This window comes from Bacillus sp. DJP31 (assembly GCF_049310945.1).
GTDB lineage: Bacteria > Bacillota > Bacilli > Bacillales > SA4 > Bacillus_BS.
The window spans coordinates 400999-427481 of the sequence record NZ_JBMERO010000001.1 but is presented as its reverse complement, the minus strand read 5'-3'; the positions used below and the strand labels follow the sequence as shown (position 1 = coordinate 427481).

At 36.1% G+C, this 26483-nt stretch carries 28 protein-coding genes; 21 read left to right on the top strand and 7 right to left on the bottom strand.

Annotated elements, in window-relative coordinates; translation table 11 throughout:
• Positions 1-87 precede the first annotated feature (87 nt).
• A complete protein-coding gene (locus ACOI1C_RS02190; RefSeq protein WP_422507523.1) occupies positions 88-585 on the bottom strand; it encodes a peptidyl-prolyl cis-trans isomerase in 498 nt (165 codons plus the stop codon).
• Between the two features lie 361 nt (positions 586-946).
• Here ACOI1C_RS02190 and ACOI1C_RS02185 point away from each other — a divergent pair, with 361 nt between their 5' ends.
• The 4 genes from ACOI1C_RS02185 (at position 947) to ACOI1C_RS02170 (ending at position 7593) form a co-directional block, all read left to right on the top strand.
• Positions 947-1225 carry a YlaN family protein gene (locus ACOI1C_RS02185; protein ID WP_422507521.1) on the top strand — a complete coding sequence of 93 codons (279 nt, stop codon included), beginning with the start codon at positions 947-949 and terminating at the stop codon, positions 1223-1225.
• 137 nt (positions 1226-1362) lie between these two features.
• Positions 1363-2514, top strand: a complete 1152-nt coding sequence (locus ACOI1C_RS02180) for an FtsW/RodA/SpoVE family cell cycle protein (protein ID WP_422507519.1) — start codon at positions 1363-1365, stop codon at positions 2512-2514.
• Positions 2515-2586: 72 nt separating this feature from the next.
• A complete protein-coding gene (gene pyc, locus ACOI1C_RS02175; protein ID WP_422507517.1) occupies positions 2587-6027 on the top strand; it encodes a pyruvate carboxylase in 3441 nt (1146 codons plus the stop codon).
• Positions 6028-6162: 135 nt separating this feature from the next.
• Positions 6163-7593: a cryptochrome/photolyase family protein gene (locus tag ACOI1C_RS02170; RefSeq protein WP_422507515.1), complete on the top strand. Its 1431-nt coding sequence runs from the start codon at positions 6163-6165 to the stop codon at positions 7591-7593.
• Between the two features lie 18 nt (positions 7594-7611).
• Here ACOI1C_RS02170 and ACOI1C_RS02165 read toward each other — a convergent pair whose 3' ends face one another.
• Complete coding sequence (locus tag ACOI1C_RS02165) at positions 7612-8559, bottom strand: COX15/CtaA family protein (RefSeq protein WP_422507514.1); 948 nt, start codon at positions 8557-8559, stop codon at positions 7612-7614.
• Between the two features lie 468 nt (positions 8560-9027).
• Here ACOI1C_RS02165 and cyoE point away from each other — a divergent pair, with 468 nt between their 5' ends.
• From cyoE to ACOI1C_RS02125, 8 genes are all read left to right on the top strand, one after another.
• Positions 9028-9969 (top strand): heme o synthase, encoded by a 942-nt coding sequence (cyoE, locus tag ACOI1C_RS02160; protein WP_422507512.1) that lies wholly within the window; start codon positions 9028-9030, stop codon positions 9967-9969.
• A gap of 175 nt (positions 9970-10144) precedes the next feature.
• Entirely contained in the window at positions 10145-11218 is a 1074-nt protein-coding gene (coxB, locus tag ACOI1C_RS02155) for a cytochrome c oxidase subunit II (RefSeq protein ID WP_422507510.1), read from the top strand.
• A gap of 67 nt (positions 11219-11285) precedes the next feature.
• Positions 11286-13127, top strand: a complete 1842-nt coding sequence (ctaD, locus tag ACOI1C_RS02150) for a cytochrome c oxidase subunit I (RefSeq protein ID WP_422507636.1) — start codon at positions 11286-11288, stop codon at positions 13125-13127.
• The gene (locus tag ACOI1C_RS02145; RefSeq protein WP_422507508.1) at positions 13127-13753 is read left to right on the top strand and encodes a cytochrome (ubi)quinol oxidase subunit III; all 627 of its coding nucleotides are present in this window, start codon (positions 13127-13129) and stop codon (positions 13751-13753) included. The genes ctaD and ACOI1C_RS02145 overlap by 1 nt, the downstream gene beginning before the upstream one ends.
• A 3-nt stretch (positions 13754-13756) precedes the next feature.
• On the top strand, positions 13757-14086 hold the full coding sequence (ctaF, locus tag ACOI1C_RS02140) for a cytochrome c oxidase subunit IVB (protein WP_422507506.1): 330 nt from the start codon (positions 13757-13759) through the stop codon (positions 14084-14086).
• A gap of 191 nt (positions 14087-14277) precedes the next feature.
• Entirely contained in the window at positions 14278-15156 is an 879-nt protein-coding gene (gene ctaG / locus ACOI1C_RS02135; RefSeq protein WP_422507504.1) for a cytochrome c oxidase assembly factor CtaG, read from the top strand.
• A 48-nt stretch (positions 15157-15204) separates the two neighbouring features.
• Positions 15205-15666 (top strand): DUF420 domain-containing protein, encoded by a 462-nt coding sequence (locus ACOI1C_RS02130; protein ID WP_422507502.1) that lies wholly within the window; start codon positions 15205-15207, stop codon positions 15664-15666.
• A 167-nt stretch (positions 15667-15833) separates the two neighbouring features.
• Positions 15834-16337: a GNAT family N-acetyltransferase gene (locus ACOI1C_RS02125; RefSeq protein ID WP_422507500.1), complete on the top strand. Its 504-nt coding sequence runs from the start codon at positions 15834-15836 to the stop codon at positions 16335-16337.
• Between the two features lie 57 nt (positions 16338-16394).
• Here the strand turns inward: ACOI1C_RS02125 and ytvI are convergent, their stop codons facing one another.
• Positions 16395-17456 carry a sporulation integral membrane protein YtvI gene (gene ytvI, locus ACOI1C_RS02120; RefSeq protein ID WP_422507499.1) on the bottom strand — a complete coding sequence of 354 codons (1062 nt, stop codon included), beginning with the start codon at positions 17454-17456 and terminating at the stop codon, positions 16395-16397.
• Between the two features lie 340 nt (positions 17457-17796).
• Here ytvI and ACOI1C_RS02115 point away from each other — a divergent pair, with 340 nt between their 5' ends.
• Entirely contained in the window at positions 17797-18156 is a 360-nt protein-coding gene (locus ACOI1C_RS02115) for an Asp23/Gls24 family envelope stress response protein (protein WP_422507497.1), read from the top strand.
• Positions 18157-18180: 24 nt separating this feature from the next.
• Here ACOI1C_RS02115 and ACOI1C_RS02110 read toward each other — a convergent pair whose 3' ends face one another.
• Complete coding sequence (locus tag ACOI1C_RS02110) at positions 18181-18543, bottom strand: YugN family protein (protein WP_422507495.1); 363 nt, start codon at positions 18541-18543, stop codon at positions 18181-18183.
• Positions 18544-18826: 283 nt separating this feature from the next.
• Here ACOI1C_RS02110 and ACOI1C_RS02105 point away from each other — a divergent pair, with 283 nt between their 5' ends.
• Positions 18827-19255 (top strand): CBS domain-containing protein, encoded by a 429-nt coding sequence (locus ACOI1C_RS02105; protein WP_422507493.1) that lies wholly within the window; start codon positions 18827-18829, stop codon positions 19253-19255.
• 361 nt (positions 19256-19616) lie between these two features.
• The gene (locus ACOI1C_RS02100; protein ID WP_422507491.1) at positions 19617-20708 is read left to right on the top strand and encodes a CAP domain-containing protein; all 1092 of its coding nucleotides are present in this window, start codon (positions 19617-19619) and stop codon (positions 20706-20708) included.
• 11 nt (positions 20709-20719) lie between these two features.
• On the opposite strand, the gene ACOI1C_RS02095 is transcribed toward ACOI1C_RS02100, so the two are convergent.
• Both ACOI1C_RS02095 and ACOI1C_RS02090 read right to left on the bottom strand, forming a co-directional pair.
• On the bottom strand, positions 20720-21085 hold the full coding sequence (locus tag ACOI1C_RS02095) for a hypothetical protein (protein WP_422507489.1): 366 nt from the start codon (positions 21083-21085) through the stop codon (positions 20720-20722).
• Positions 21086-21087: 2 nt separating this feature from the next.
• Positions 21088-21594, bottom strand: a complete 507-nt coding sequence (locus ACOI1C_RS02090; RefSeq protein ID WP_422507487.1) for a PaaI family thioesterase — start codon at positions 21592-21594, stop codon at positions 21088-21090.
• Positions 21595-21748: 154 nt separating this feature from the next.
• Between ACOI1C_RS02090 and ACOI1C_RS02085 the strand changes: the two genes are divergently transcribed.
• The 5 genes from ACOI1C_RS02085 to ACOI1C_RS02065 all read left to right on the top strand — a co-directional run bounded on the left by ACOI1C_RS02085 (position 21749) and on the right by ACOI1C_RS02065 (position 24191).
• Entirely contained in the window at positions 21749-22138 is a 390-nt protein-coding gene (locus tag ACOI1C_RS02085) for a YlbD family protein (RefSeq protein WP_422507485.1), read from the top strand.
• Positions 22139-22150: 12 nt separating this feature from the next.
• Complete coding sequence (locus ACOI1C_RS02080; protein ID WP_422507483.1) at positions 22151-22390, top strand: YlbE-like family protein; 240 nt, start codon at positions 22151-22153, stop codon at positions 22388-22390.
• 91 nt (positions 22391-22481) lie between these two features.
• Positions 22482-22907, top strand: coding sequence for a hypothetical protein (locus ACOI1C_RS02075; RefSeq protein WP_422507481.1), 426 nt, complete (start codon positions 22482-22484; stop codon positions 22905-22907).
• Positions 22908-23043: 136 nt separating this feature from the next.
• The gene (locus ACOI1C_RS02070; RefSeq protein ID WP_422507479.1) at positions 23044-23259 is read left to right on the top strand and encodes a hypothetical protein; all 216 of its coding nucleotides are present in this window, start codon (positions 23044-23046) and stop codon (positions 23257-23259) included.
• Between the two features lie 779 nt (positions 23260-24038).
• Positions 24039-24191: a hypothetical protein gene (locus ACOI1C_RS02065; RefSeq protein WP_422507477.1), complete on the top strand. Its 153-nt coding sequence runs from the start codon at positions 24039-24041 to the stop codon at positions 24189-24191.
• A gap of 188 nt (positions 24192-24379) precedes the next feature.
• Here the strand turns inward: ACOI1C_RS02065 and ACOI1C_RS02060 are convergent, their stop codons facing one another.
• Entirely contained in the window at positions 24380-24913 is a 534-nt protein-coding gene (locus ACOI1C_RS02060; RefSeq protein WP_422507475.1) for a hypothetical protein, read from the bottom strand.
• A 259-nt stretch (positions 24914-25172) separates the two neighbouring features.
• Between ACOI1C_RS02060 and ACOI1C_RS02055 the strand changes: the two genes are divergently transcribed.
• A complete protein-coding gene (locus tag ACOI1C_RS02055) occupies positions 25173-26468 on the top strand; it encodes an MFS transporter (protein ID WP_422507473.1) in 1296 nt (431 codons plus the stop codon).
• Positions 26469-26483: the final 15 nt, after the last annotated feature.

Sequence of the window (26483 nt, the reverse complement as noted above, 5' to 3'; positions counted from 1 at the left end):
CCAACCTAGTTATCCACAGTTTTTTTACTCTATAGTTTCCTAGAAAATAAAAAAGGTTGAGGGGTATTTTAATTCCCCTCAACCTTTTTACGTCACGATTATTTCATGGATGGACGTAATGGGCTGATCCTTATTAGAACCATCACCATAATAAAAATGAATGGGCCCGTTTTCTGTGAAGCGTTTCCCTTTTAGGGAAAAGCCAAACAAACCGTTGTATGCATCTTTGTAAGGTAAGATAAAATCTTCCGTAGATGTCTTTAATACCACATGTTCAGCACTTGACTCTGGCTCAGCATTATCCAAGAAATAATGAAATGGGATGGCAAACGTGCCTGTTAAAAGTTTTTCTTTTTCATATTTTTTTACACTTTTCTTTATAGGAGGAAGAGAAGAACCTTCTTTAATTTCACGATCCCAATATTCAGAAACAGATTTTGTATAGGTCTCAAGAGAATCCACCTCAACAAGTTCTTGATCAAAATAAATAGTCAGATCCACTTTTCTGTCATCAAAAATCCAAACACCTGGATCGATTGTGAGTGGGAACTTCACTTTACCTTTTAATAAAACAATGGATTCCATTAATCGTTCACCTCGTTATTAATAAGAACATTACTTGTAAAAGTATATACGTATATCACCGATTTGTCATTTGGTGGGTAACCTGTCAAAGACCATTTATACATTTGAGCGCAAGTTCTTGCGATTATACCTAACTTTGCCGAGATTACGATCTTAATCTTGCCATGATGTTGACGATAAAGAGAGAATAGTATTGCCGAATTAAAACTATTCTAAATTCATTTCTGAACGCCATGAAGTTATCATATCTTAAGGAGTATTTTAAAGGATTGTTCGCTATTTTTTCTTGCATTTTGTTTCATATCAAGATAAGATTTAAAGATAAGAATGCAATCGCTCATAGAACGGAGGGATTCTATTGATGTCAGAGGTTGCGATCGACCATCGCGAAAAAGCATATGAGCTGTTAAAATCAGATGCTGATAAAATATTAAAGCTAATAAAAGTGCAAATGGACAATTTAACCATGCCACAATGTCCTTTATATGAAGAAGTCCTAGACACACAAATGTTCGGCTTATCAAGAGAAATTGATTTTGCAGTAAGATTAGGACTTGTAGAAGATCATATAGGCAGGGAACTAATGGACACGTTAGAACGAGAGCTGTCTGCATTGCACGATGCTTTTACAAATAAATAACCAAAGTAGTAAACTCACACTATAAAGATAATAGTTTGAGTTTTTTTCTTTTTTAATAGGGTTTCTTACCTAAATCTCTAATGTTTATAGTAAAATAATAATAGAATAACCATTAAATTAAAATAAGGAAGATTCTGATGCTGAAAAAAATGTTTCAGTTGTATGATTACAAAATAATTATCGCTGTTTTTTTATTGTGCTTATTTGGTTTGGTTATGATATATAGCTCGAGTGCAGTTATAGCTGTTTCTCGCTATGAGTTTGATTACAATTATTTTTTCTTGAAGCAGCGAAACTCGTTGATTCTTGCAAGCCTTGTATTTATATTTACAATGATTTTACCTTACCGAATATATTATAAGTTTTTCAAGATTATTGCCCTAGGTAGTATTGTAATATTAGCTTTAGTTTATATGATAGGGACGACAGCAAATAATGCTCAAAGTTGGATTTCAATAGGGGGATTCGGTTTACAGCCAGGTGAGTTTGTGAAAATTGGAGTCATTGTTTATTTAGCGGCAATTTTTTCTAAAAAACAGGCGTACATTAATGAATTTGGTACAGCTGTCTTACCACCACTTATTTTCACAGTAATTATATTTTCACTTGTGTTTTTTCAGCCTGATTTAGGGACAGCTGTTTTAATTGCAATGATTGCAGTAGTACTTACACTTTGTTCAGGGATGAATATGAAGAATGTAATAAAGCTTCTTGCGATGGGTGCAATTTTAATTGCTATATTAATTCCATCTGCTACCATAATTCTATCAGATGAACAGCTATCAAGAATTGGGGCAGCCTATGATCCTTTTGCTGATCCTGAAGATAGTGGGATGCAATTAATAAACTCCTATATCGCAATTGGATCTGGTGGTGTTACAGGTTTAGGTCTAGGAAACAGCGTCCAAAAATCTGGATACTTACCTGAGTCACATACCGACTTTATTATGGCCATTATTTCTGAGGAACTTGGTATTTTTGGAGTAGGTTTTGTGCTTCTGCTATTAAGTTTTATTGTGTTGAAAGGGTTTATACTTGCAAGAAAGTGTGAAGACCCATTTGGTAGTTTACTAGCAATAGGCATTTCAAGTATGATTGGAATACAAGCTTTTGTTAATTTAGGTGCCTTAACTGGACTATTACCTGTTACTGGAGTGCCATTGCCATTTGTTAGTTTTGGAGGTTCTTCTTTACTTGCACTTATGGCTTCAATGGGTGTTTTACTGAATATATCCATGTTTGTAAACTATCGAAAATTAAAAGATATACCTCAAGATTTAGCAGCATAGATGGCTCTGTCGTAAATGCAGAGTCATTTTTTTGGGAATACTTTTTTTGTAGAAATCACTAGGAGGGTTTATATGAAGAAGCGGATTCAAAAGGTATTGGTAGCCAATAGAGGAGAAATTGCCATACGGATTTTTCGAGCGTGTACGGAGCTCAATATTCGCACAGTCGCTATATATTCAAAAGAAGATACAGGTTCGTATCACCGCTACAAAGCAGATGAAGCGTATTTAGTCGGTGTTGGGAAAAAGCCAATTGATGCTTATTTAGATATTGAAGGTATTATTGAAGTTGCCTTAACAAATGGGATTGATGCCATTCACCCTGGTTATGGGTTTTTATCTGAAAATATCCAGTTCGCGAAGAGATGTGAAGAAGTAGGGATTATTTTTATTGGTCCTAAATCAAGTCACTTAAATATGTTTGGGGATAAAGTAAAAGCAAGACATCAAGCTAAGCTTGCGAACATTCCTGTTATTCCTGGAAGTGATGGTCCTGTTGATAATTTGGATGAATTCATAGAGTTCGGAAGACAATACGGATTTCCAATTATGATTAAAGCGTCTCTTGGTGGTGGCGGTCGTGGCATGAGAATTGTTAGGAATGAATCAGGAGTAAAGGAAGCTTACGAACGAGCTACATCTGAAGCGAAAGCCGCATTTGGAAGTAGTGAAGTGTATGTAGAAAAGTTTGTTGAAAAGCCCAAACACATAGAGGTACAAATTTTAGGTGATGAAGATGGAAACATCATTCACTTATTTGAAAGAGATTGTTCCGTTCAAAGAAGACATCAGAAGGTCGTTGAAATAGCTCCAAGTGTAACTTTATCGGAGGAACTTCGGATGGAGATATGCGCGGCAGCAGTTACGCTCATGAAAAATGTAAACTACATAAATGCTGGGACAGTTGAGTTTCTCGTCAATGATGACGGTTTTTACTTCATAGAGGTCAATCCGCGTGTCCAAGTAGAACACACGATTACTGAAATGATAACAGGTGTGGATATTGTCCAAACTCAAATCCTGCTTGCAGAAGGACATAGCTTACATGATAAAAAAATTGGTATACCGCACCAAAATGAAATCAAGACACATGGCTATGCCATTCAATCCCGTGTGACATCGGAAGACCCTTTAAATAATTTTATGCCTGATACAGGCAAAATTATGGCTTATAGAACGGGTGGTGGATTCGGAGTTCGTCTCGATGACGGCAACGGATTCCAAGGGGCAGTCATAACACCTTATTACGATTCTCTATTAGTCAAAGTTTCTACTTGGGCTCTGACTTTTGAACAAGCAACCGCTAAAATGATTCGAAACTTAAAGGAGTTTCGTATTAGAGGTATTAAAACAAATATTGCCTTTTTGGAAAACGTCATGAAACATGAAGATTTTATTTCAGGTGAGTATGACACTTCTTTTATTGATGCAACGCCAGAATTATTTGTTTTTCCAAAAGGTAAAGATCGTGGAACAAAAATGCTCTCCTATATTGGAAATGTTACTATAAATGGATTTCCGGGTATCGAAAAGAGAGAAAAACCATTCTACCCAAAGCCGAGAATGCCAAAAGTCAAATATGCAGAAACGATTCTTTCTGGTACAAAACAAATTTTGGACGAAAGAGGGGCTGAAGGTGTAGTTAAGTGGATCCAAGAGCAATCCAATGTACTATTAACAGATACTACCTTCAGAGATGCTCATCAATCCCTTCTGGCGACACGAATTCGTACGAAAGATTTAATAAACATAGCAGATCCGACAGCGCGTCTATTGCCAGATTTATTTTCATTAGAAATGTGGGGAGGTGCGACTTTCGATGTTGCCTATCGCTTCCTAAAGGAGGACCCTTGGGAACGATTATTAACCCTTCGTGAAAAAGTGCCCAATACTTTGTTTCAAATGCTTCTTCGAGCATCTAACGCGGTAGGTTATAAAAACTATCCAGATAATTTGATAAAAGAATTTGTTGAGCAATCATCACAAGCAGGAATTGATATTTTCCGGATTTTTGATAGTTTGAACTGGGTTAAAGGGATGACGTTAGCAATTGAGGCTGTTCGTGATTCAGGGAAGATTGCAGAAGCTGCCATTTGCTACACAGGAGATATTGGTAATTCAACAAGAACGAAATACGACTTAGACTATTATGTGAACATGGCGAAGGAATTAGAGGCAGCAGGAGCACACATTTTAGGAATAAAGGACATGGCTGGTTTATTAAAGCCTCAAGCAGCCTATACGCTTGTTTCTGCACTGAAGGATGCTATTACTATTCCCATTCACCTTCATACACATGATACGAGTGGAAACGGTATTTACACGTATGCAAAAGCAATTGAAGCTGGTGTAGATATAGTTGATGTCGCAGTAAGCTCAATGGCAGGATTGACCTCTCAGCCAAGTGCAAACTCCTTGAATTATGCTTTAGAAGGGGCAGAGCGAAAGCCTCAAGTAAAAAGCCAAGCACTCGAACAACTTTCCCATTACTGGGAGGATGTGCGAAAATACTATGTTGATTTTGAAAGTGGTATGAATTCTCCTCATTCGGAAGTTTATGTACATGAAATGCCAGGCGGTCAATACAGTAACCTCCAGCAGCAAGCGAAGGCAGTAGGTCTAGGTGAAAGATGGGAAGAAGTTAAAGTAATGTACCAGCGTGTTAATGAGCTTTTTGGTGATCTTGTCAAGGTTACACCATCATCTAAGGTAGTGGGGGATATGGCCTTATATATGGTTCAAAATGATTTAACAGAAGATGATGTGTATGAAAAGGGAGAAACACTAAATTTCCCTGATTCTGTTGTGGAGCTATTTGAGGGGTATCTGGGTCAACCATACGGAGGTTTTCCAAAAGAGCTACAACGTATTATCCTAAAAGGGAAAGAACCCATTACGGTTCGTCCAGGAGAGCTTCTCAAGCCTGTTCATTTCCAAGAGCTTAAGGAGACCATCACCCACACATTAAATCGTCCGACGACAAGCTATGATGCTGTTTCATACGCCCTATATCCAAAGGTGTTTATGGATTACCAGAAGACGGTTGAGGAATACGGCGATGTCTCTGTATTAGATACACCAACCTTCTTCTACGGAATGAGACTAGGTGAAGAGATAGAAATTGTCATTGAGCATGGTAAAACACTTATTGTTAAGCTGGTTTCAATTGGAGAACCACAGCTAGACGGTACAAGAGTTTTGTATTTTGAATTAAATGGACAACCACGTGAAATTGTTATTAAGGATGAAAGTATCAAATCAACTGTAGCAACCAAAATAAAAGCAGACCGCCAAAATCCAAATCATGTAGCTGCATCTATGCCTGGAACAGTTGTAAAGGTTCTCGTAAAAAAAGGAGAGCAGGTAGAAAGAGGAGACCACTTAGTCATCACTGAAGCAATGAAAATGGAGACAACGGTTCAAGCAACTTTTTCAGGTACTATAAAAGAGATTTTTGTAATAGACAGCGAATCTGTTCAAACTGGAGATTTATTACTAGAGTTAGAAAAATAAGTAGATGGAAGGGCTGCTGATAACCTATCAGCAGCCCTTTTTTTAGATTTAGTCGAATGGTTACATCAACAAAGAACAAACTAATTCTTTCCTGATTGGTGTCTTTTCATTAAAATAGTTGAGAGGTGAATCAGCATGAGTACTATTGGAATGTGGTTTAGAAGAGATTTTCGTATTCAGGATAATACAGCGTTATATGAAGCTGTAATGCATGCGAAGAGGGAAGGCTCCAAGCTCCTATTCTTCTATCATTTAGATCCGAAATTCATAAGGAAACGATCAAATCATCATTTGTATTTCTTTCAAAGCTTATCTGTATTTAAAGAAGAGCTAAGTAAAATAGGAGTTACACTACATCTCCTTTATGGTAATGAACAGACGGCATTCGAAAAGCTTTTGTCTGATATAGAGCTTCAGCAAGTTTATTTCAATTTAGATGAGGTTGGAAGTGGACTTCAGCGGGATCTGTATGTTAAATCCTTACTAATGGAAAAAAAGATACAGGTTCACTCCTTTCATGATTCACATATTCACAGTACTAGCCAAGTTGTTAAAAATGATGGAACACATTATCATGTGTTCACTCCTTACTATAGAGCCTGGCTTAAAAAGCCGAAAAGGAAGCCAAAATCAATTGAAGCTCAACTTCTAAAAGAGGTTTGCATTTGTGTTGATTCTCTTTCCAATGGTGAGGAAATACTGAAAAACACAATCAGTTCTAGTCCTATAAAATGGGATAAAATAGGGGAGAAACAGGCAAGGAAACAATTAAGTTCATTTTTAGAAGACTCTATCTATGCTTATCACGAGAAAAGGGACATCGTTTTTGAAAGTGGTACAAGTGGTTTATCCAAATATCTTAAAACAGGTAACATATCGGCTCGAACCGTCTACGATCATGTAAGTCAGTGCTACGGATTGGGTAGTGATGTAGGAGTAGAAACATATAGTAAGGAGCTAGCTTGGAGAGATTTTTATCATAGTGTGCACTACCATTTCCCCCTTTCAAAAGAAGAAGAAATAAATCTTAAGTATAAAGATTTAAAATGGAATGAAGATGAGTCATTATTTCAAAGTTGGTGTGAGGGTAAAACTGGATTTCCACTAGTAGATGCGGCCATGAAGCAGCTGAACGAAACGGGTTGGATGCATAATCGGTTAAGAATGATTACAGCCTCTTTCTTGACAAAGGATTATCTTATTAGTTGGAAAAAAGGAGAGCAATATTTTGAAGAGATGTTAATCGATTATGATGAGTCTTCTAATATTGGTGGTTGGCAATGGGCAGCATCTGTTGGTACAGATGCCGTTCCTTATTTCAGAATTTTTAACCCAATTACACAATCTAAGAGATTTGATTCAAAGGGTGAATTCATTAAACTGTATATACCAGAACTGAGGAATGTCGATATAAAACATATACACGAACCATATAAGATGAATGACTTAGAACAAGCTATCTCGGGGTGCATATTAGGGGTTGATTACCCTTACCCAATTGTTGACCACAAGATTCAAAGGGAAAGAGCCATTGAACTTTTTAAAACGCATAAAAGCGAGGGGTAAAATCCCTCGCTTTTCATTTTAAACATTTGCTGATTTAGCCTCATTGCTTGTATTCATTTTTTGGTGATACCTGCTTCTTGATAAAAGAAGTACAAGGTAACTTAATACTCCAAAAAGACAAGAAATAAGGAAAGCGTGTAATAGAGCAATTCCTAAGAATTCAAGTTTGGTTATGACAATCAAAGCCCCACTACATACTTGAAGTGAAACTAAAATAGAGGCAAATATAAAGCTCCATTTTATTGCAGGCTGCTTGCTATAATGTTTTACAGCAAAGAATGTAGCATATAAAATCCAAATAAAAATTAAACCTGCAACGAAACGATGTCCCATTTGGATCCATTCATGAAACTGAGTTGGTAAGCCAAACGGACTTTTGCTACACAAGGGCCATTCTGGACAAGCAAGGCTGGCGTTTTTATGACGAACTAATGCACCCGTATAAACAACCACGTAGCAATAAATAATAAGTCCAAGAATATGAAACTGCATTCTCTTATCAATAAATAAGGTTGAAGGGTTCACTTTTTTGTCCACTTCAAAAATTAATAGTGTTAATAAGAGAACGGCTGCAAAGGAAATCAGAGATATACCAAAATGGAGAGCTAATACAGTAGATGATTGTTCCCATTTAACAGCTGCTGCCCCTATTAAGGCCTGAAGAACTAAAAAAGAAAAGGCTAGAATAGCAAGGAATTTTGCTTCACGAACATGTCCTATTTTACGCCATGACCATATAGAGAGGATAAGCACTAAGATTCCAACTGCCCCTGTTACAAGACGATGGCTAAGTTCTATAATTAACTCTAGTGTTATTTCACTTGGAAGGATCTCCCCGTGGCAAAGTGGCCAACTATCACCACAGCCTCTTCCCGATTCAGTTTTTGTTACGACTGCCCCACTAATTAACACAATGAGCATTCCTATTGTTGTTAAAACAGCGAAGAATTTAAGAGCTCGATGCAAGTAATTCACCTTCATTCTATAGGAAGTAGTATTTTTAAGTTATACATACATTAGCAATCATATAAAAAAGAGGAGAAAATATCAAAGGAAATAAAGTGACAATAATGTGATAGATTTCAAAAAGCACTGATTTTATAACGATTTTTGTAAATTGGTAATTATTTATATGTACATAAACAGAGAAAACGGTTGAATATTATTCATTATTTTGCTAGTAATATAACTGGAATTACTAAATAAATTATAGAAGAATTAAAGTATGTCTTTCTATACATGCATACAAAAAGTCTAGTCACAAAAAAGACAAAAAACATCCACATCTATTTCACAATTTGTCAGTGTTTTATGGTTTAATATACTGTAGTGTTATTTTTTAAATGAAAACAATGTTATTATAGTAAAGGTACCATTAAATATGGACTGCCTTCGAATGTACTGTGTGCTTTGAAATTAAAAGGAGGAGTAATAATGGCGAATTCGAGGACATTGGATGAAACATCTGCAGATCTTTTAAAGCAAGATGGTCCTCAGAGTGATGCTTATGAAACAACCGTCTGGAAGGACCTTATGGCATTGATCAAGGTTGGTATTATCAGATCGAACCTAATCACAGCCTTCACAGGTTTATGGCTGGCATTCCATTTTTCGGGGATGAGCTTCTTTCAGAATTGGGACATTGCTCTGCTTACTTTACTAGGGACTTCATTTGTTATTGCAGGGTCCTGTAGTTTAAATAATTATATTGACCGCGACATTGATCATTTAATGGAGCGAACGAAGCAAAGACCAACTGTTACAGGTAGGTTTTCAGCTAAGAGAGTTTTATGGTTGGGTATCTTATTAACAGTAGTGGGAACAGCTCTTTTAGCAGCCACAACTTTAACTGCAGCTCTAATAGGCTTAGTCGGTACGTTCACCTACGTCGTTCTCTACACGATGTGGTCAAAAAGAAACTACACCATTAATACTGTAATAGGGAGTATTTCTGGTGCTGTTCCTCCGTTGATTGGCTGGGCAGCTGTTGATCCGGACCTTCATATGGTGGCTTGGGTTTTATTCTTGATTATGTTTATTTGGCAGCCTCCCCATTTTCTAGCACTTGCTATGAGAAGATGCGAGGAATATAGAGCTGCAGGCATACCTATGCTTCCGGTAGTTCACGGCTTTGAAATGACAAAGCGTCAAATTATGCTTTGGATTGCTTGTTTACTACCACTTCCTTTTTACTTGTATTCTCTAGGAACTGTATTTCTAATTCTAGCAACTCTATTAACTGTGGGTTGGTTAGTGATTGGTTTTAAAGGTTACAAATCGAAGGACGATATAAAGTGGGCAACCATGATGTTTGTATACTCCCTGAACTATTTGACTATTCTTTTTGTAGCGATGGTAGTAGCAACATTATTTTAAAACATTGGTTTATAGCTAGTTTAGTACCTTGACTCTAAAATAGAGTTTGAACAAGGCACTTGCTATTTAATTATTGGGATTCCTTTTTTATTCATATATAAAAAATCCAGGTAGGGTTCTCCCGTACCAACTAAGAACTATTGATAATTATAAGGAAAGTGGGGTTAACTACGTTATGAAGCAAAGGCAATTGAATTGGCGCATATTCTCATTATTAACAATGATGGCGCTTTTATTAGCGGGCTGTGGTAAGCCATTTTTGACAACACTAGAGCCTAAAGGTGAAGGAGCGGACATGCAATTCTCACTAATGATGATTAGTACAATCATCATGGTAGTCGTTGTATTGATTGTATCAATCATTTTTATTTACGTTCTCTTCCGTTTCCGTGCAAAAAAAGGGGACGAAGACGTAATCCCTGAGCAAGTGGAAGGAAACCATAAGCTTGAAATCATGTGGACTGTTATTCCGATTTTATTATTAATCATCCTAGCAGTACCAACAGTATCTTACACGTTTCAGCTAGCTGATGTTACACCAATGAAAGAAGAGACACGGGATAAAGATGCTCTTGTTATTAATGTAACCGCGTACCTTTACTGGTGGGAATTTGAATACCCAGATCATAAAGTAGTTACATCACAGGATTTAGTCATTCCAACAGGTGAAAGAGTCTACTTGAACCTTAAGGGTGGAGATGTTAAGCATGCTTTCTGGGTACCGACAATCGGTGGTAAGATGGACACAAATACAGACAACACAAACCAAATGTGGCTTCATGCTTATAAAGGTAAAGAAGGAATCTACTATGGTAAGTGTACAGAGTTATGTGGACCGTCCCATGCATTAATGGACTTTAAAGTAAGCGCCGTATCAAAAGAAGACTTCAATAAATGGATTGATAAAATGGCAAATGCGGATTCAACTGCAGATACTGAGCTAGCACAAGTTGGTGAGCAGTTATTTACCGAAAAGAGCTGTATTGGTTGTCACGCTGTTGGCAACGAAGGTAGTCGTTTAGCACCAAATTTAACGAATTTTGCTGATCGTACTCGTATTGCTGGTGTAATGGATCACAGCCCTGAAAAATTAAAGGAATGGTTACGCGATCCAGAAACATATAAATCAGGAAATAAAATGACTGGTACTTATGGAACTAAAAAAGAAGATGGAACTTATGCTCCGTTAACTGAAGAAGAAATTGATGCACTTTCTGAATATTTATTCAGTCTCTCCGTAAAGGATTAATTTAGCATCATTGAAAAAGGGAGGTAAAATCGTGACTACGTTAACAAAGAATACGATTGGCGCAACAATGTGGGACTATTTAACAACAGTTGACCATAAGAAAATCGCCATTCTCTATTTTATTGCTGGTGGCTTCTTCTTCTTAGTTGGAGGACTTGAAGCACTATTTATCCGTATCCAGCTTGCCATTCCTAGTAATGACTTTGTCAGTGCTGGACTTTATAATGAAATTTTAACCATGCATGGAACTACTATGATTTTCTTTGCCGCCATGCCATTGATTTTTGGATTTATGAACGCAGCTGTGCCATTACAAATAGGGGCACGTGACGTTGCATTCCCATTCTTAAACTCTTTAGGTTTTTGGTTATTCTTCTTTGGTGGAGTATTCATGAACTTAAGCTGGTTTTTAGGTGGAGCACCTGATGCTGGTTGGACATCATACGCATCTCTTGCAATGGAAAGTAAGAGTCATGGTGTTGACTTTTATGTATTAGGTTTACAGATTTCAGGAGCAGGTACTCTAATCGGAGGTATTAACTTCCTCGTAACAATTGTTAATATGCGTGCACCTGGAATGACTTACATGCGTATGCCATTATTCACATGGTCTAGTTTTGTCACTTCAGCACTTATTCTTTTTGCATTTCCAGCGTTAACAGTAGGTTTATTCTTAATGATGTTTGACCGTTTATTCGGATCTAATTTCTTTAATGAGGCACTTGGTGGAAATACAATTATTTGGGAACATTTATTCTGGATCTTCGGGCATCCAGAGGTATATATCTTAATACTTCCTGCATTCGGTATCTTCTCAGAAGTATTTGCTACTTTCTCGAAGAAGCGTTTGTTTGGTTACTCAGCAATGGTGTTTGCAACTGTATTAATTGGATTCTTAGGATTCATGGTATGGGTGCATCACATGTTTACAACAGGACTTGGACCCATTGCTAACGCCATTTTCGCTGTTGCAACAATGGCAATTGCGGTCCCGACGGGAGTTAAGATCTTTAACTGGTTGTTAACAATGTGGGGCGGACAAATTCGCTTTACGACTGCAATGCTATGGGCTGTAGCATTTATTCCAACATTCCTAATGGGTGGAGTAACTGGGGTTATGCTTGCAGTAGCTGCGGCTGACTATCAATATCATGACACGTATTTCGTAGTTGCTCACTTTCACTATGTAATTGTTGGTGGAGTAGTGTTTGGTTTATTCTCAGGATTACATTACTGGTGGCCAAAAGTGTTTGGTACTATGTTAAATGAAACACTAGGGAAAATTACGTTTTGGACCTTTTTGATTGGATTCCATTTAACATTCTTTATTCAGCATTTCTTAGGATTATGGGGAATGCCACGTCGTGTATTCACCTATTTACCGGGCCAAGGATTTGAACTTGGAAACCTAGTTAGCTCCATAGGTGCGATAGGAATGGCAATTGGGACAATCGTTCTTTTAATTAATGTTGTCGTAACTACAGTTAAAGGAAAACAAATTGGTAATGATCCTTGGGAAACTGGTCGTACATTAGAATGGGCAATTCCATCTCCTGCTCCAGAATATAACTTTAAGCAAACTCCACTAGTACGTGGACTGGATGCGTTGTGGGTTGAAAAGATGGAAGGACGTACTGAAATGACACCTGCTGAACCATTAGGTGACATTCATATGCCAAATGCATCTATCCTACCTTTTGTTATTTCACTTGGATTATTCATTGCAGCTTTCGGATTCTTGTTTGCAAATATTCAAGGGGATGTTACTAATATACCAGCTCTACTAGTTGGGATTGCGGGTATGTTAATAGTTCTTGGATCTATGTTCCTACGTTCAGTTATTGATGATCATGGGTTTCATATCCATAAAGAAGATTTAGAAAACGAAGACAAGGGGGTTAAGGGATAATGGCAGCACATGTTGAAGAAAAATTAACAGCCGAAACCTTCCCTGCTGATGCAGAAAAAGCTACCCTTGAAGGAAAGAACAAATTTCTAGCATTTTGGTTCTTTCTTGGGGCAGAAACAGTTTTATTCGCATGTTTATTTGCTACTTACTTAGCATTAAAGGATCAAACTGCTGGTGGACCTGGAACGGATGAATTATTCCAGTTACCAATAGCATTTCTAGCCACAATGCTTCTATTAACTAGCTCTTTAACGAGTGTATATTCAATGTATCACATGAAAAATTTCGATTTTCGCAAAATGCAACTTTGGATGGGTATTACTGTTTTATTAGGTTTTGCATTCCTAGGGTTGGAAATATATGAATTTATTGAATATATTCATGAAGGGCATACTTTTACAAGTAGTGCGTTTGGTTCTGCATTTTACACATTAGTAGGATTTCATGGAGCGCACGTTGCATTCGGATTAATGTGGATTTTGACTTTAATGATTCGTAACTCTCGTCGTGGACTTAGCTTATACAACGCTCCAAAGTTCTATATAGCAAGTCTTTATTGGCACTTTATCGACGTAGTATGGGTGTTCATCTTTACAGTCGTATACTTGATGGGGATGGTGGGATAACATATGGCTACAAAGCAATCAGGTAATCCTAATGTTGATTTAGCCTATCGTCGCAAGAAAAATAAGCAAGAAATGAAATACCAAGTTGTTTCTTTTGCCCTAATGATTGCTTTAACTTTAATCGCATTCTTGGCTGTTGGATATGAGGAGTTCTCGGCTTGGTTCTCTGTTCCGTTTATCTTGCTCCTTGCAGTTATACAGGTAATTTTCCAGCTATATTACTTTATGCATATGAGTCATAAAGGACATGAAGCTCCAGCGTTATTTTTATACTCAGGACTTCTAGTTGGTCTTATTACAATCCTAGCGTTTGTAACAATTATTTGGTGGTAAAAAAAATTGCACATGAATAGGTGTTTCAACTTAAAAAAAAGAGAGGATGAGCAAAATCAGCTCATCCTCTTTTACTTATTCTATCCTAGTGTTCACATAACGTTCATTGCTAGTGAAAAATAAACTATTGTATAATAGAAAAGTAACTACAATGAGTTACGGTTATCAAAGTCCCTTTGGAGGTGACATAAATGGATATAAGTATATTTGGATTTAGAGCATTATGGAGCCCAGGATATCTAACTTTTATTGTTGCTCTTATTGTTTTATACTTTTACTTAATACGCAAAGAAAAGTATGCTGTAACTGTGAAACAGCAATTCTTCTTCGTAACGAGCATGATCCTTCTTTATATGATGAAAGGTGGACCTCTTGATTTATTAGGTCATTTAATGTTCAGTGCACATATGACAGGAATGGCTATCGTATATTTAGCAGTACCACCTCTCTTAATTTTAGGCCTTCCTCAAACTCTACTAAGAGAATTTATTAATTTAAGAGGAATTAAACCTTTATTTTCATTTTTTTCTATACCATTGCTTGCACTGATCATATTTAATGGAATGTTTTCTTTTTACCATATTCCATTAATCTTTGACGTCGTAAAAACGGATGAAGTCCTTCATTCAATTTTTTCGGTTTTGATGTTTATAAGTGCATTTATTATGTGGTGGCCAGTTGTTAATCTTTTACCTGAGGCTGAATCACTGACTCCCATTAAAAAAATCGGGTATATATTTGCAAATGGAGTTTTACTTACTCCTGCTTGTGCCCTCATTATATTTGCGTCTGAACCTTTATACAGCACGTATTCTGATCCTACTATTTGGATGAAGGCACTAGAGCTATGTGTACCAGCTGATACTTTAGCTACATTAAACATTGGGGCTCCAGAGCTATTTAATTGGTTTCCATTGATTGAAGACCAGCAGACTGGCGGAGTGATAATGAAGGTAGTCCAAGAAATTGTATATGGTTCAATACTTGGCTATATTTTTTTCCAATGGGCGAGGAAAGAACGCGAAAAGGATCAGTTAGAACTTAAATCTACCCCACAAACTAATTTATGAGCTATACTTTGATTTACTCTACAGAATGTGTCTAGAAAGGATGCTAGTATGAATTTACCAATTTTACCGACAATTAGTACTATCTTTATCGCTTTGAGTGCGATTGCTGTTGCCATTGGATGGTACCTCATAGCAAAACGACAAATAGAGGCACATAAGAAAATGATGTTTTTGGCTGCTATTTTCGCTATCATTTTCTTCGTCATTTATGTTTCTAGAACTATTTTTATAGGTAACACACAATTTGGTGGACCAGCGGATATAAAAATTTTCTACACCATCTTTTTAATTTTCCATATTACTCTTGCTACTACGGGGGCCGCGTTTGGGTTATTTACACTGTATTATGGATATACGAACAAGCTTGAGAAACACAGGAAGCTAGGTCCAATTACAAGCATCATCTGGTTTTTCACGGCAATTACAGGTGTTGCTGTGTATTTATTACTTTATGTATTTTACCATGGTGGGGAAACGACGTCAGTCATTAGAGCCATTCTGGGTTATTAAATGTCTTAGAAATTTAATTTGAAAAGGCATATGAAAAGTTGGTCTTAGAATAGGATATTCTAAGACCTTTTTCTATTGGGAAAGGAAAGTGAAGATTTTAATGGAAGATTTGTCGGATTAGAGACTGGGAATCAAGCAAAGAGTAAGATAAGAAAGGGGATGTGTTCGTGGAGATTGTTACCGATCGCTTACTACTTGTGCCTTGTTCTTTAGATTTAACAAAATCATTGGCATTGTACAGAGGAGAGCTTGAAAAGCGATCACCGATAAGAATTCCCCATGATTGGCCTTCAACACAACTAATAGGTATGCTCCCTTACTATATTGAAAAGTTAGAAACAGACCAGGCTGAATATGGATGGGGAATATGGATGATTATTTTATATGAAGAAAAAAGAATTATCGGGGATGTTATGATGCTTGGAAAGCCATTGGATGGTGTAGTAGAATTTAGCTACCATTTGATTAGTGATATCCGTGATGATGGGATTGCTTTTGAAGCAATTGAGGCTATGATTGATTGGCTAATTGAATCGAACGATGTAACATCACTTTTGACTGAATGTGGTATTTATGATGAGAAATCCATCCGTTTACTTGAGCGTCTAGGAATGAGATGTACGTTAAAGGATGGTGAATTTCTCTACTGGGAGCTTCATCATGCGGTATAAAAAAAACTAAGGAAAGACTTCGTTTAAAAGTCATATAAAACCTTAGTTTTCTTATTTTTATAACTTAAAATTGAATCTTAGAATACCAGCTTCACGAGCGGAATTAAATGCGATTAGCAATAATGGCCCAACGATAAATCCGATTAAGCCAAATATCTTTAACCCTAAGTACATGGCGACTAGCGTGAATAACGGAGACAAACCTATATGGCTACCCATTACTTTTGGCTCAACAGTTCTTCTTATGATTAAAAGTATAACTGCTAGGATGGCAATATTCGTTCCAGTTGCAACCTGCCCCGTTAACAGGAGGAATAATGCCCATGGGCCAAGAATCACAATAGATCCAATAATAGGGATAAAATCTATCACCCAGATGACAAAGGACATTAAGATTGCAAGCTCTGGAGATACAATTAATAATAAACCAATTAGAGAAGCAATAAAAATAAGAACACTTACTAAAAATTGAGCTTTTAAAAAGCCGAATACCACGAAAGATAATCTAGATACCATGAACTGGGACTTTTCGGCAGTTCTTTCTGACATATGTGAAAATGCACGTTCCTTTAGCTTAGGGAGGTCTATCATAAATAAAAATAAGGCAATTAAATAAACAAGTAAACTCACTAAATAATTAGGTATTTTCGTCACGATCTGCTTTACATTTTCAATATTAACTGAATCGGTTATACTTTCTCTTACACCTGCGAGAAAATCATCTACTTGTTGGGTTATTTCATCAACAAATTGTTTAGGTAAATCCTTAGCAGCATCATTTAATTGATCTTCAATATCGTACCACGCTCTAGTAATATCATTTACATATAATGGAGCTTTTTGGGCGATATTTATACCTTCAGCAATGACTTTTGTTGTTAGGAAATATCCACTGACGCCGATAAACATCATAAAGAGTAAAAATACAATGATTACAGACAAATTTCTTGTTCGTTTAAATCGAGCTTGTAGTAACCTAACTGCAGGATCTAGAAGTAAAGCTGTAAAGAATGCCACTATAAGAGGTACTGATATTGGCATAATAAAAAAGAATAGGAGTAATAGGACGATTGAAACAATTGCAATTATGATAAGCCGCTTTGAAAATAGGTAAGACAATGTGTTTCCCCTTTCTAGTGCAAGCAAGTATAAGTTTTACATTTTAACATGTCTATTTAAATTATAGTATGAATTTTTGGAGAAGGATAGAAAAACCCACACTCTTTTTTCATTTAATTGGAATCACATTATGTGTGGAACCTGAACTTCATTTTGGTGGGTTAAGGAGGAAAGGCCATACTACCTTCAAATTTCACCAGTACCATGGGAATTAGTAACTTAATTTTTGAGTTCTAATCTTTAGGAATTTGAATCACTATAAGAAGCCTAAAAAAGTTGTGCCCAAAGTTCTGATCTTTCATACACTATGTTGAGTAGTTAATGATAGGGGAGTGAGCGTATGTTTAACAAAGTTTTACCATACGGAAGTGTTCAAATTGCTGATCAAATCGTGGCATTAATTGCATCGTTAGCCATTGTTGAAGTTGAGGGTGTTGCAGGAACGGTTGCAGATTTAAAGGATGAAATGATTCGTGTTGTCAATAAAAAATCAAGACAGAAAGGTATACTGATTGAAAAGGGTGAGTTTGACGAAATTTCAATTGAAATGAAAGTCGCCCTCTATTACGGAGTAGATATAGTGAAGACATGTAAAGCCATTCAGCACGCAGTTAAACATGAAATTGAAACAATGACTGGGATTGAAGTAAACGCTGTACATGTAAAGGTTGAGCAAATTAAAGTAAAAACGCATGAGTAAAATCATGCGTTTTTTACTTGTGTATTATGAAATTTTTGATAGGTTTTCGCTTAACCGTTTTAGGAGCTCTTCGCTACGTACTAAAACTGTTTTAGGGAAATCCTCACCTTCTCCATATTCAACACCATGGGGGTAGTAATGCTTTCCAAGTAGCGGTGTTAAAAGCTTTATGGAAGCATGATGACTGCCAACATCACCTTCGACAGTAAATCCAAAAACACGTAAGTAATATATTTCTTTTGCTTCTAGGATTTCGATCTTGTGATCATAAGTTACTCGCTCATAATCCCATTGACCAGCTCTTACAAATCCTAATTCATCCATCACTTCATCAAGACGAGTTAAATCTGCGATTACATTTTCAATCCCTGTATTTTCAAATTTCATTGTATGTACCCCTCCTCAAAAACTATCCAATCCTAATAATATCTTTAAATGAAGCAACTTGCAATGTATAGTATTTAATATTCCATGACGAATTTATGAAATTTTTAATTCATAGAAGTGATGGTTCTAATTAGCAATCAGTCATTGATTTTATGAATAATTGTGAGACATCTTAGACCATAATAAGATGTAGTATAGCTCTGGTAGTAGGGACTTATGCTTATTACGGTACACGGACGAACACCTTGTTTTTCCTATTTAAACGATATTCTAGGGGGTAAATATGCAAACGGTACGTGATGTAATGACAACTAATGTAGAATATTGTACTCCGCTTGACAATGTTTATGAAGTCGCAGTAAAAATGAAGGATTTGGATGTCGGTGCCATTCCGATTTGTGAAGACGATAAGCTTATTGGAATGATTACCGATCGTGATCTAGTCGTAAGAGGATATGCAGAAAAGCATTCTGGGTCCTATCAAGTAACAGGTGTTATGAGTAAGGATTTAATAAGTGTTCCTCCTGACACGACCCTTCAGGAAGCATCAAGATTGATGTCTGAGAAGCAAATCAGAAGACTTCCTGTTGTGGAGGAAGGTCAACTTGTTGGAATTGTATCATTAGGAGACTTAGCCACCAATCAAATGTCTGATGAAAGTGCAGGACATGCCTTATCTGAAATTTCAGAAGACAGTCAACGAAAGCATTAATGAAAAGCACCCATATGGGTGTTTTTTTGTACTATCAGAATTTATATGGGCTAGTGCATCTGAAACCAGCTCCAGCTCCCTGCCCCTCGAGGTCAAATAACCTGATAAAAAGAAAAGGGAAAACCAACCTTTTAATTCTTTTAGAACATTGGCTATGCCTGAGGCAAAACGGCACTTGCTCCTTTTGTTCGTGAAACTATTATATTCATCTGAATGTTTTTGTCACTGATTGATATATGAAGAAGTTAAAAACAAAACTAGTAAAAAAAAATAGTAAAACGCTTTCATTCTTGTTTTTTATGAATATTCTCCAACCTCATTAATATAATGGTAGAAATAGTTTTGTCTGGAGGGATGACGATTGAAAAAGATTAGCTTCATTCTATCTGTCCTATTAATTGTATCTTTTTTCTCATTTTATTCACAATTTAAATCTAGTAAAGGTTCTGAAGGAGAGCAGAAGAAAATTGTAATGGATCAACTAATGGAAGATGCTACTTTGAGGGCAGTTGAAACGAGTGGGAAGCCTGAAAAAATAGCGACAACAACTTACGAAGGACTTCACACATTAATTGGTGTTTCTGGAGATGAGATTATAGGATTGTGGGGGAAGCCACAACGAATCGACCCATCTTCTTATGACTATGTTTGGTGGATCTATAAACAAAATGAAACTAGCTATATCCAAGTTGGGGTTTTGGATAATAAGGTGGTCACGATATATGCTATTGGAGATGGAATAAATATTGATCCATTTATTATTAATCAGCCATTTGAAGATATAGTGAATAAATTTCCGGTTTTAGCAACATACACGCTAGAAGTAGAAGATAACTCCTATCGATTTGAGTTATCTGAAGAAGAGCAGCATGTCCGACCATTATTTCAGTTTGGTGACGTTTGGGCACAATTATATGTGGATCAATTTACAAACAGGCTTTCTAGCGTAAGGTTCTTAGATTCAGCTACCTTAGTCAAACAGCGTCCTTATGAACTTGTTTACAGGGGTGAATTAGTATCTCCACGGGAACTCACAAAAGGTGATTGGCTTGCCGTTGAAAAGGGGAGCTCTCAACAAATTCTCGATATAACCAATATAATTAGAAAACGACATAAGCTAAAGGATGTCATTTGGCATAACGAAACATCAAACGTTGCCCTCCTTCACAGTAAAGATATGAAAGAAAATAATTTTTTTTCACATCATTCTCCAACCAACGGTGGTTTGTCTGATCGGTTGGAAGTGGGTAATATCAAATATCAACTAGCTGGAGAAAATATCGCTGCAAAATATGTGGATGGCATAGCTGCAGTTGAAGGCTGGTTAAACAGTCAAGGACATCGTGATACATTATTAAACAGGGAGTTTACCCATCTTGGAGTTGGTGTATATGAAAAATACTTTACTCAAAACTTCATCAGTACTTGGGAACTTAAAACTAACAAGAAGTGATTAGCTTCTCGTTAGTTTTTTGTTTCAACTATAATATATCGATTAAAAGTAAACAAACCTTGATCCCAATACCCATAGCATATAATCTGAGTGGATTCTTCAATTGGATCAGGAAGAGAGGATAGGGTGATAGGGGTTCGCCTAACTACTTTTACCGTTTTTAGATGTGTTTGGATGAGCAAGGTAGTAACAGAAACGAAGTGACTCCCAACAAATTTCTCCGATTTCGTTATAGATTGAACGACTTTTCCCTGTATATAGGACTCTTCTTTACAATTTCCTAAGTTTAGCCACTCACTATATCTCCTTTTTCTTTCTACTATCGTGACATAAAAAAAGTAAAAGAAGATAATGGGAATAACGATGGCAGCAACCATTCTTACTTGATCTTTCTTGGAATAATAAAGAAGCTAGCTGTTGAATGAGCCATTAATTTTCCATCATCACGGAAAACCTTTCCTTCACATACCACCGTTCTTGATCCCTTATGGATTATAGTGGCCACACACTTGAGTTCACTACCAACTCCAGGTGCCACATAGTTGATTTTCATTTCAGTGGTTACTGCAGCCACATCACTTGGAAGTAATCGATGAACTAATGTACCCATTGCTGAATCAAGAAGAGTTGCAGTGATGCCACCGTGAACTATACGAAGAGCATTTTGAATGATTATACTATTGGGAATGGTCATTTCGAATCTTTGCTCAGACTCATCATACAGGCTTGTTGCTTTTAATAATCCACCCAAATACGATCCATTTTCCCCTTGTTGCTTTCGAAGCAATCCATCTAAAATAAATGTAAGAGCTTGTTCCTCTTCCGAATTTGCATCTTGTAAAAAAGTTTGAAGCTGGTTTTGAATCAATGCTTTTGTGTTGTCCATAGATCTGTACTCCTTCTAACTAAATTTCCTACTAACATTATTTTATCATAACCACCTTGTAGTTCCATCAAAATGGGCGAACCTTCTTTGCATTTCTATCCTACAATATAGTAGGCACTTGCATAGTTCAGCAATATACAGAGGTGAATAGTAGATGAGTAAAAAGACATTACATCCTTCAATTGAAAAGTTCAAAGAATTTGTCAAAAATCATCCAAAGCTTATCAATGAAGTTAGATTAGAGAAGAAATCATGGCAAGAGCTCTATGAAGACTGGTATTTACTTGGGGAAGACGATGGAATTTGGAAGCCATATAAAGATGGAAATGAACTCAAAGAAGAAAAAAAAGAAAAAAGTGATTTTATGTCTACAATCTTTTCTGCGGTGAAAGGAATGGATTTGAATCAAGTTCAGCAGCATATGTCTTCATTTGGTGAAGCAATCACAAATATACAACAACTAATTGGTCAATTTAAAGGAACCGAAAAACAAACATCAAGTACGAAACAAAATAACCAGCCATTCTTTTTCAATAAGGATTAAGGTGCCCGACTTATGAGACCTGAAATCATGACAATTATCCGTTCAAAGGAAGAATACAAGAAGTATTTACGTGAACAACCCTACTGGTACAGAAAGCTGACAAGAGAGCCAACATTCATTAGTGAGATTGATTTATATTCAAAGGAATATTTCAAACGGACCATCCCACATAAAGTGGCTAGTTTCTCAGAGAATCTTCAAATGGCTTCCATGATGATTAGTATGTTTCAAGCTATGAGAGAAAACGATTAAAGCGAATTCGAATTAGAGAATTCGCTTTAATTTTCCTGCGTGTAGAATACTCCTTTTTTGCAAACAATAGGTAAAAAGGAGTGAGCTTTTGATGAAATTTGTAATTAGTTTAGCATGCCTGTTAGCTGTAACAGCATGTGGCACAGATGACCCTAAACCTCCAGAAGCATCGGTCATGCCAATGTATTTGACCTACCCAATAGATGAATCTATTGTCGCTAGTGCTTCTATTAATGAAAACAATGTCACTGTTCGCCATCATGTAAAAGGTAATGATGTTTATGTAGAAGTTATTGTACCAAGCTTTACCTTCACCTCTTCAAACAAAAAGATAAATGTAGATGGCGAAGGATATTTAAAGTTGTTTCTAAATGGAAAACAAGTGGATGAAATCCATCAAGCTGCCTTTATTGTAAAAGGACTTCCAACTGGTAAACATAATTTGAAAGTTGAACTTGTTCATAATGATGCGACTAGCTATGGTATTGCTCAAGAAATGTCGGTTATCATACCTTAATGATTGTTCAACTATTTACTTGTTTAAAAAAGAGCCCGAAGCGTTAAATAACGGGTTCGGGTTTTCGAGTACAAAAAGTGAAAAAGCAACCTATTTAGAGACACAATTCGCAAATGAATTGGTGTCTCCTTTTTTATTGATATATCAATGTTTTATGCGTAACGCAGAAAACGTCAATTGGTGGGTTTCGGAACGTGTAAGAAGTCTCGTGAAAAGCTATGCAGAATACACCGAATATAACGAGAATGATGTGGTTAACGAATTTCTTTTAAACCTACTAGAAGATAAAGATTTCATTAAGTGGATTGAAAATAAGAGACAATCGAAGAATGATAAAACAGTTGGAAATTGAAGAATTGGTAGGTGAAGACAAGATTGGCTTAATTAAAACGGTTGTCTTCCAAAGAGGATAACTTAGTTGATGTTCACTCTCCACTTTCTATGAACGAAATTGGAGAAAGGATGAAAGATTATGACCATCTTACTCCAAAACAGTTTGGAACCAAATATAAAGATTTATTTTTTAAACCAAATGAATTCACTTGGAACGGTATTGTAAATCAAATTCAATATAATCATTGTGCCAGTCCGATTGTAAATATCTGGGCTATCTCAAACCAAGTTTGATGCGTAAGGCAAACCAACACGTTATAAAATTTCAGGAGTTTCCAATCATAAATCTATCAAATGCAATCCTGAACCGATGGGTTCGGGAAGAGAAGCTATATTAGGTTGTTACACCTCTAAAGCATATACCGAGGTAGAAATAAAGATGAAAAGCGAAGAAGAGCAAAAAGTAATTTTGGATTCTTATACATTTGATGATTAAAAGAAAGTTTTTGATGAAGTAGTAGCAGACGCTGATAAATTTGAGGAAGATGAACAATTTAAAAAATGGATTATTAGAACTTTAGCTCAAGAAAAGCTGTATTATGAAACATATTTAACTGATGAACAAGTAGTAACCCTATCTAAATAAGCAATGGAAGAAGATGAAGTGTGGAAAAAAATAGCTAAAGATGAAATGGTATTACTGTATCTAAAGAAGAAGTAGATAATTTTATTAAAGAAGGACCAGATATCAATGATTTACCGCAACACCTAGTATTTGCAGAGGCCTTAGGATTATCTTTGGAAGAACTAAATCACAATTTCGATTCTGATATTTATGAGAAGAATGCTATTTGGATAAAACTAAAACCAGAATTAGAAAAGAAATATGATATTACAGGTAATAATAAACAGGTTGAAAAGTATGAAGAAGTAAAAAAACAACTAAATTAATAGAAGTCATATTCAAAGAAGGCATTGATAATATCAATGCCTTCTTTACTGTTAATAATACTGTTATTTAAGGTTAAAAAACTATGCTAAAATGGATGCTATTTCTGTGTCTATTTTAACTTTTGTACTTCAAAACCGAACCCGTTACTAATTAATGGAGGTGTTTTTTATGGGAAGAAATTATACTCTTACTCAACTACTGCCTCTATTTTCAGATTATTGCCAGTGATTTTTCTTTCTCCAAAAATGGAAATAACAGTACAGGAAGAGATTTCTAAAATAGGAGAGTCCTCTTTTTGTACATAATCTACGAGTAAACCTTGCTCTACAAATTCTTCTTTTTCATTTACTACCATTACCTTTTGTCCCCTAAGTGACCTTAGCTTTGCGGTCAGAATAAATTTTTCCCACTTTTTAAAATTGGTCACAATACAAACGGGTCTTTGATCAAGTAAATATCCAAGTTGGCTGTTGCTATCATTTATCTTACCGTTAAGATGAATGACTAGCTCAGTCAACAACCTGTTTATAACCATATACTCTTTAAATGTTAAATTGTTTGCAAAAGTTCCTTTGACCCTATCGAAGTCTACTTTTATTGTAATTAGTTTCTTATTAGAGTCTATTGATTGGAAGAAGATACCGTTTGCTTCTTTCCATTTTAAATTATGCAATATTTTATGTGGATTTTCAGTAAAAGAGTGAACTGTAACTGTAAACATTTTAACACCATCTTTCAGAAATCATTACTTTTCATAATTATACGGAGAAGAATGAAAGATTACTGTGACCTACATCACTATCACCATAGCTTTTTTAGTTTTTGATTTAAGTATGAACACTTTATGAATTCTTTATAAACTGTGAAAAACATCACATCTAAAAAGCTTCGTTTTTCTTAAGATAAAAGTATCAACAAACAATTGATGACAGAAAGACGAAGTTCAGCAAATAGGTGAGTAGTTTAAGGAGGAATTTACGATGGCAAGGATCGGAAACAATTGGAATCCTGAACAGGAAGAATTTTGGGAAAGGGAAGGGAAAAAACATGCAAGAAGAAATCTATCCATTTCTGTACCTGCACTGTTTTTAGCATTTGCTGTATGGCAAATCTGGTCAGTAGTAGCAGTTCGTTTAAATGATGTAGGATTTACCTTTACTACAAATGAGTTATTTACACTAGCTGCTTTGCCAGGATTAACAGGAGCTACCTTGAGAATTTTTTATACTTTTATGCCAGGAATATTTGGTGGAAAGAACTGGACAGTTATTTCGACTGCCTCGCTATTAATTCCCGCTATCGGAATTGGGATTGCTGTTCAAAATCCAGAAACATCTTTTCTAACTATGGCAACATTAGCAGCCCTTTGTGGTTTTGGGGGAGGTAACTTTTCGTCTTCCATGGCGAACATTAACTTTTTCTACCCCAAAAAAGCTAAAGGTGCAGCACTTGGTATAAATGCTGGTATTGGGAACCTAGGAGTAAGTGCAGTTCAATTTTTAACACCTATTATTATCACTGTAGGAGCTTTTGGAGCTATTGGTGGAGCAAATCAAGTAATAGCTAATGGGTCTACTGTCTGGATTCAGAATGCAGCATTCATATGGGTAATCCCTATAGTTGTTGTAGTAATTGCTGCTATCTTTGGAATGGATAATATGCCTTCTGCCAAGCAGTCATTCAAAGCACAAGCAGTGATCTTTAAAAGAAAGCATACATGGATTATGACGTGGTTATATACGATGTGTTTTGGTTCATTTATTGGTTATGCTGCCGCATTCCCGCTATTATTAAAAACTGAGTTTTCTGAGTTAAACGTTATTCATCTAGCTTTTCTAGGTCCATTGTTAGGAGCCTTGATTCGCCCAGTGGGAGGATGGTTAGCAGATAAATTTGGAGGAGCATTGGTAACTCTTTGGGATATTGTTATTATGATTGCCGCAACTTTTGGAGTTATCTACTTTGTAAGTGCTCAAAATTTCACAGGATTCTTAATTATGTTCTTGATCCTATTTACTACAACTGGAATTGCGAATGGTTCCACATTCCGTATGATTCCATTTATTTTTCCTGAAAAAGAGGCAGGACCTGTATTAGGATTTACAGCAGCTATTGCAGCGTATGGAGCATTCCTTATCCCAAAAGTATTTGGGTGGTCTGTTGACACAACTGGAACCGTTAATATGGCACTTTATATTTTAATAGTTTATTACGTTATAAGTCTTGTAGTTACTTGGTATTTCTATGCACGTAAAAATGCGGAAGTGAACTGCTAGAACTTTAAGGGAGAT